Source organism: Candidatus Methylomirabilis sp., from assembly GCF_028716865.1.
Classification (GTDB): domain Bacteria; phylum Methylomirabilota; class Methylomirabilia; order Methylomirabilales; family Methylomirabilaceae; genus Methylomirabilis.
In genome coordinates, this window is sequence record NZ_JAQUOY010000011.1 from 72,834 (window position 1) to 78,833 (window position 6,000).

Consider the following 6,000-nt stretch of genomic DNA (forward strand, 5'->3'; position numbering starts at 1 on the left):
GAAGCGTTTTACATGCGTAACATTATCGTAAACGAAAGGAGATTGAGGCCATGGTGTACAACAACAAGGTATGGTTCGGCGCAGCAATAGCCCTTCTGGGTACTCTGACGTTCATGACGAGTGCCTTCGCAGTCCCTCAGGCGTCACAGCGCGACGCCTTGCCGTCGCAGACCCAGGTACGGACTGCCTTACAACCCGCAATGACTACAGTTGCTTCTTTCAGTAGGAACAACGCCGATCAGTCCCTGGGAAATAGACAGTTCAACGACCCGATTGCGGCAGCCTACCGCAGGACACTCGAAGATTGGAGTAAGGTTGTAACACGATAACCGCCTCAAGTCTGTAGTTACCTCGGATGAATCTGGTAATGTCATGGCCCGAGGAAGCGGCCCAAGTCTGACTCCGACCGGGCCGCTTCCTCGGGGTGACATTCACGCTGCTCGGATTAGCGCTGGCATCGAGTGGAGGTGGACCTGCAAGTCAGTTTCGGTCGTGGTCACGGCGACTAGGGTAACTATTCCCTCGTGATTAGTCGAGGGCTACCCGCGTCAATGCAGGTCGGTGTAGGAGAATAGCCGATACACAATCGTGTTCGGCTCGTTCATCCCCCGGGGGGAGTGGTAGACGGCGATCGGCGCGCGGAGCTCATCGGCGAACTTTTGCAGTTCGACGTTCCACGGGCAGGCGCGGCCCAGTACTGACATCATATCCTCAATCTCGTTGCCGGCGAGGCTCCCAATGGCTTTACTACCCCACGTACTCTCCACCAGCCGGACACATTGATACCGCTACTCCTTTCTAAAGGGGGTGGGGTAGACAAATACGGCGAGTTAGATACGGCCTTGATAGCTAACCAGTCGCTGTTTTTTGTCTACCCAACACGCCTGCCTTAGAAGGTTCAATCCGGACCCTCGCGCATGTTCTCCTTCCTACGTCTCAGATCAGTCCTGTTCTCACGGCTAGTCTACAACTCGACTTCTACATCTTCACCGAACTATTACACCCGATGAATCGCTCGCAGCAGTAGGGTTCTTACTGTCAGTAACAAGTCCAGATGGCCGTTTCTCCAAGTTTCCCTTGACATCCCCTACTGCTCCTGGTGTATGTTTTTATTAAGGCAGGCTGGCACGTCCCCTTGGCACGGTGGCCCCACCTGGGCTCCCAGGCCCCTCGATTGACCTGATATATCGCCGACATGCCCCCTGATGCTTCTAGCTTCCTAAGTTATTCGAAGCGCCAGTCGACGATGGCTGTATCGCCAAAAGGACTTGTAGTAAGGCGATGACCTCGAATACCGACACCAGGCAGACTATCATTGCCGCGAGACCGGCGATAAGATAGGTACTGTTATAGACGGTGTTCACCCAATCATTGCACAGATTCTGTACGATGAGCCGCTAAATGGCCGCACACCAGTTCACAAGCGCAACGACGGTTGACGATGTCGTGCATGCCGATCCGGCCCTCAGCCGGGTCCTGAATGCGCACGGGATCGACACATGCTGCGGAGGCAGCGCCACGCTCGCCGAGGCCGCACACGTACGCGGTATCGATCTTGATAAATTGCTCGCGGCCTTAAACGGAGATAATGAGCCGCGTGAGCGGTCCGTTGCCGTTGCGACAGCACCTACGGATCGTTGTGCCGCACCCGCCTGTGAGGCAGCGGCGCCGTCTGCGCCGCTGCCACGCGCTGCTGTCACAGTCCCCGCAGCGCCACGGCCGACGCGCTACGTCCGGTTCTTTACTGCCAGCCTACTTTTCGCGCTCACCTTCGGTAGCACGCTCGGCGCACTGACGCTTGCCACGTTGACGCTTCCCTGGAGCTTCATCGGCGGGCTGCCGACGGACTCCGCCAAAGTGGCGCACGGATACGCACAAGTCTTCGGCTTCGCCGCCTTGTTCGTCATGGGTGTGGCTTACCATGTGATACCGCGCTTCAAGGGAGCGCCGCTTGCTGCGCCGGGCGTGGCCTCAGCGTCGTTCTGGCTCCAGGCAGGTGGCGTATTGGCGATCACCCTCGGCATACTCGCCGGGCCGCCAGCAGTTGGACCAATACGGCTCATGGGGGCTCTTGCGCTGCTTGCGGCGGCATCCAGCTTCGGATGGGTCGTGCATCACAGCCTGGCTGCCGGCGCGCCGACACCCGAGCGATTCGAGCGTTATCTGCGCACCGGCTGCGCATGGCTGGTGATTGCGGCCGCGTTGGCCGTCGTCACGGCATCCGGCATTGGTTCGCTCCAACCGGCGGTGTGGGAAACGGCACTGTGGGGTTTTGGCGCCTCGTGGATCCTCGGTATGAGTTTACGCATCGTGCCGGTCTTTCTGGGCCTGCCACCGCTTTCTCAACGCACGAGCAGCGTACTGTTCGCCTGCTATCAATTGGCGGTGTTGGCCTGGGTAAGCGTGGCTGTCATTGAAACGTGGGCACTGCTTCCAATCGCACGCGCGCTTGCCGGGGCAATGCTGGGGCTCGCGGTGGGGGCGTTCCTCCTGCGACTTGGTATCTTCGGGCCATGGGAGAATCGGCCTACAGTGGGCGACCGCGGCTACGAAAAGTTTATGGTGTCCGCCTATGCCTGGTTGCTTGTCGCGCTCGTGTGTACACCCGCTTGGAGTGCCGTGGCGGCACTCGCGGGTAGCTCAACGCCAGCGCTGGTTCTGGACTTCGGCCGCCATGCGTTCACCCTCGGCTTTCTGACACAGATCATCGTCGGCGTCGCCGCGCGCCTCGTCCCGGTATTTGTCGGTACGCCGCTGTGGAGCACGGGGTGGCGAGACGTGACCTTCTATCTGCTCAATGCGGCTGTGGTGGCGCGCGGCCTCGAGGTGCTGGTCGAGGTGGCCGGCCTGTCCGAAGCGTGGGCGTATATCTCTATCTCCGGTCCGCTGGGCGTGGGAGCGTTTGCCGCTTTTGCTGTCAACGTGTTCATGACCATGCGCGTGCAGCCGCCGGCCTCGGCATCCGTACCGACGGGAGGAGAACCGACGGCAGACAACCTTGTTGCCGACCTCCTCACCATCCCAGGCGCCCTCGAACTGCTCGTCAGCCGCGGTTTACGCCCGCTCCAGAACCCGGAGATGCGTAAGGCGATGGCCCCCACTGTGACCCTGCGACAGGCGTGTCGGATTCATAACATAGAACTTGAGCCGCTGCTGGCCGAATTGTACAAGCTGGCGGCGATATCGCGTGAAGCGTAAAAGGAGGATACAACCGTTATGAGCATGGACAAGCCAAAGCCACGTGAACAGTTCACACTCTCGTTGCGAGTACGTCCCGAACCGATTATGGTCCGCGACCCCTTTCTCGAATTTCTGGGACTGGTCGGTCCTGAAGAACCGATCGCGGTCGGCTTTGAAGAGCTGGTCAAGGCGGCAGGCCATATGTGTCCGACTGTGGCGGGCGCATACCTCGTCTTGCGGCATGGGCTGAAAGCCCTGTATGGTGATGAGCCGGCCGTCCGCGGCAACGTGCAGGTCACAGCCTACGGCGGACCGACGGATTTCGGGTATGGGCCGATCGCGCAACTGGTGAATCTGGTCATCGGCGCCGCGTCTGAGACCGGGTTTGGGGGGTTGGGGGGCGGGCGCTTTCGCCGGCGCGACCTCTTCATCTTTCGAAGCGATGATCTGCGCCACTGCGAGTTCGACTTTGCGCGTCTGGATACGGGGCGTTCCGTCCATGTGTCATACGAGCCGAACGTAGTGCCGACACCCAAAGAACTTTCCGCCGCTATCGGTCCAGCGCTCTCGAGCGGTGATGCCGCTTCTGTCGCTCGTTTCCGCAGCCTCTGGAATGGGCGCGTAGAAGATATCCTCGAGGCCGACGCACGCGTCGTTCGCATACAGGCTGCCGAGTAATGACTAAGGGAACGAAAGATCAGTGGACTGCGGGGATCATCGTGCCCGCTCCCTCAGGACAGGTCAGGCGGAGGGCGTAAGGCGACCGGGACCTCGATGACCGTCAGCCGGTTTCGCGTGAGCGCCTTCTCAACGACCTTACTGATCTGCTCAAGCGAATCGACCCGCTCCGCGTCGGCTCCAAACGACCTCGCCAAGGCGATGAAGTCCGGGTTCACGAGCGCCTCGTCGCCAAACAGATGCCCTTCTTTCCGTTGGCCGTAGTCCACAATACCAAAGGCATGGTCGTTAAAGAGTAAGACGACAATAGCGACCCGGTATTTGACCGCGGTGGCCAACTCCTGACACGAAAAGAGAAACCCACCGTCGCCGCACAGCGCCAGGACCTGACGATCAGGCTTGGCGAGCTTGGCGCCGATGGCGGACGGCAGCCCGAACCCGATCGTCCCGCTCCCCATCGCCCAAAGGAATGTCCTGGGTTCGAAGACCTCGAAGTACCGACGCATCCAATAGGTTGCAACAGTGGAATCGTTAGCCACAATGGCGTCGCGTTTCATCACATGCCTGATATCATTGAGCAGCTTCACCTCGGCCGGGTATTTCACTTTCACGCTTTCCAGGGTCTGCCTTTTGACCCTGATAACCTCTGACCGCTCGAAGCCTTGTGGGCATGACGACTGTTTGTCAAGCTCTCCAAGAATACGCTCTAAGGTTATGCGAGCATCTCCCGCCAGCTCAACGACATGGTGACCTTGAATGTCCGGATGGGTCTTGGCGAACTGTTGCGCGTCTATATCAATCCTGACCCATTGCGGCGGGAGTCTCAAGGACCATCTGCCGGTCGATCGGTTACTGAACCGTGTGCCGACCACGATGGCAAGATCGGCCTGTTCGAGTAACGGCTGAACGGGTCCCTCCGTCCCCAGATTTCCAAGGGATAGGTCATGAGCCTCCGAGAGCACCCCTTTCCCTTTGATGCTGGTGAGCACTGGGGCGTTGAGCCGCTCAGCCAGTCGTTCAATCGCTTGGCCCGCCCCTGAGGTGATCGCGCCACCCCCGGCATAGATGACAGGCCTCCTTGCCCTGGCGATCCGCTCGACTGCTTCTGCCAGCTTCTGTGCGTCTGGAAGGGTTGGCGTGCGCGCAACAGGCTGATACGCGAATGGGGTATCAAGCTTCGCGTTCAGGACATCCACCGGAACCTCGAGGCCATAAGGTCGCGGTCGTTCGTTTTCCATCCTGGAGAAGATCGTCTGGAGGCTTTGAGGAATGTCTGCGGGTGCCGTCACGTCATAGCAGGCCTCTGTCACATTCGAAATCAGACGATGCTGGTTCTTGACCTCATGAAGGTCGCCCCATCCACGCTGCAGATGCGCTTGCTCGATCTGACTGACGATAAGCAATACCGGTGAGGAACTGCAATAGGCTTCCTGTATCCCGACCATGGTGGCGGCAGCGCCAGCCCCTGTCCCGGCCAGCACAATCCCGACTTTGCCGGTGACCCGCGCATAGGCGTCCGCCATGAACGCCGCAGATTGCTCATGACGCACCTCGATAAATCGAATGCCTCGTCGCTTGACGGCATCTGCCACAGCGGTAATATGCAGGCCACGTATGCCGAACAGCAGCTCAACCCCTTGAGCTTTAAGGCATTCGGCTACCGTCTCTGCGCCAGTCATCCCGCACCTCCATTACCTCCACCCTCGTCTTCTCCTCCTCAGATGGGGAGAGGACGGGTGGGGGGCTTTCGAGGTAATCTTTAAGAGGGGTAGAACCCATCCTGTTGCCTTCACGAGGCGCCTCGGGAAGGGTCGCCACCTACTTGATCTGCCTGATGGCGGCATCCAGGATCATAATGGCCTGGTCCACATCCTGCTGGCTGATAATCAGTGGGGGCATGAACCGGATTGTCTGAGGTGGGATCGGGTTCAGCAGCAGGCCCCGCTCGCAGCAGGCCTTGGCCATCGCCAAGGCTACCGGCCTGGTGAACTCCATCGCCAGGAGCAGGCCGCGGCCCCGAACCTCCTTCACAATATCCCACTCCTCTTGCAAGCCCAGGAGCCGCTCCCGGAAGTAGCTTCCCACCCGTACCGCGTTGCCCGGCAGATCTTCCTTCATGATAAACCGCAAGACCGCACCGGC

5 protein-coding genes are annotated in these 6,000 nt (G+C 59.7%); 2 read left to right on the plus strand and 3 right to left on the minus strand.

The features are described 5' to 3' along the window. Nucleotides 1-548 precede the first annotated feature (548 nt). A complete protein-coding gene (locus PHV01_RS06190) occupies nucleotides 549-767 on the minus strand; it encodes a hypothetical protein (protein WP_337290280.1) in 219 nt (72 codons plus the stop codon). A gap of 634 nt (nucleotides 768-1,401) precedes the next feature. Here PHV01_RS06190 and PHV01_RS06195 point away from each other — a divergent pair. Beyond that, nucleotides 1,402-3,198, plus strand: a complete 1,797-nt coding sequence (locus tag PHV01_RS06195; RefSeq protein ID WP_337290281.1) for a DUF542 domain-containing protein — start codon at nucleotides 1,402-1,404, stop codon at nucleotides 3,196-3,198. Nucleotides 3,199-3,216: 18 nt separating this feature from the next. Beyond that, a complete protein-coding gene (locus PHV01_RS06200) occupies nucleotides 3,217-3,858 on the plus strand; it encodes a hypothetical protein (RefSeq protein WP_337290282.1) in 642 nt (213 codons plus the stop codon). 53 nt (nucleotides 3,859-3,911) lie between these two features. Here PHV01_RS06200 and PHV01_RS06205 read toward each other — a convergent pair whose 3' ends face one another. After that, on the minus strand, nucleotides 3,912-5,537 hold the full coding sequence (locus PHV01_RS06205) for a thiamine pyrophosphate-binding protein (protein WP_337290283.1): 1,626 nt from the start codon (nucleotides 5,535-5,537) through the stop codon (nucleotides 3,912-3,914). A gap of 139 nt (nucleotides 5,538-5,676) precedes the next feature. Then, nucleotides 5,677-6,000, minus strand: a 324-nt coding sequence (locus PHV01_RS06210) for an aminotransferase class III-fold pyridoxal phosphate-dependent enzyme (protein ID WP_337290284.1), incomplete at its 5' end; no start/stop codon positions are given.

Excerpts from the sequence above, each read along its gene's own strand:
- PHV01_RS06200 (WP_337290282.1), top strand. The coding sequence starts at position 3,217 with ATGAGCATGGACAAGCCAAAGCCACGTGAACAGTTCACACTCTCGTTG.
- PHV01_RS06195 (WP_337290281.1), top strand. The coding sequence starts at position 1,402 with ATGGCCGCACACCAGTTCACAAGCGCAACGACGGTTGACGATGTCGTG.
- PHV01_RS06205 (WP_337290283.1), bottom strand. The coding sequence starts at position 5,537 with ATGACTGGCGCAGAGACGGTAGCCGAATGCCTTAAAGCTCAAGGGGTT.